The organism is Photobacterium sp. R1, assembly GCF_054600795.1.
In genome coordinates, this window is record NZ_BAAHZP010000065.1 from 1 (window position 1) to 523 (window position 523).

The following is a 523-nucleotide window of genomic DNA, read 5'->3' on the forward strand; positions in this document are numbered from 1 at the left end:
TGGATCAACCCGGCTGTTTATCGTCGAAACCTTGCCGGAAAAAACCTGATCGGGAAAAGCGGCGACGCTTCCTTCCACCTTAGCGTCAGGATTAATCTGGCCGAGAAAGCGTTCAGGCACAGAAAAATCCAGTTTAACCGTATCCAGAGCGTCCAGGGTGGTGACCACCATACCGGGCGTCACTAACGCTCCCTGGCTGATCTGGCGAAACCCCAACCCGCCGGAAAAAGGCGCCAAAAGGGTTCTGGCTTCCAGCTCAGCCTGATTCTGGGCCAGAATCGCCCTGGCCACTTCGATTCCTGTCCGCAGTTTATCCAGCTCAGAACGGGCCACCGTATTACGGCGAACCAGACCTTCAATGCGCTTGTATTCCCGTCTTTGTTCTTCAAGATTGGCCTGCGCCGCCCTGACTTTGGCTTGTTGTTCGCCCGAGGTCAATGTGAGCAACAACTCCCCCACCCTCACCTGCTGGCCGTCTTCAAAATGGATACCATCGACTTTTTCCGTCACTTTTGCGGTGATC

At 54.9% G+C, this 523-nt stretch carries 1 protein-coding gene; it reads right to left on the bottom strand.

Annotated features, from left to right (window positions below):
- The coding region (locus ACYP03_RS23960; RefSeq protein WP_459782357.1) for an efflux RND transporter periplasmic adaptor subunit at nt 1-523 on the bottom strand (523 nt) is incomplete at both ends.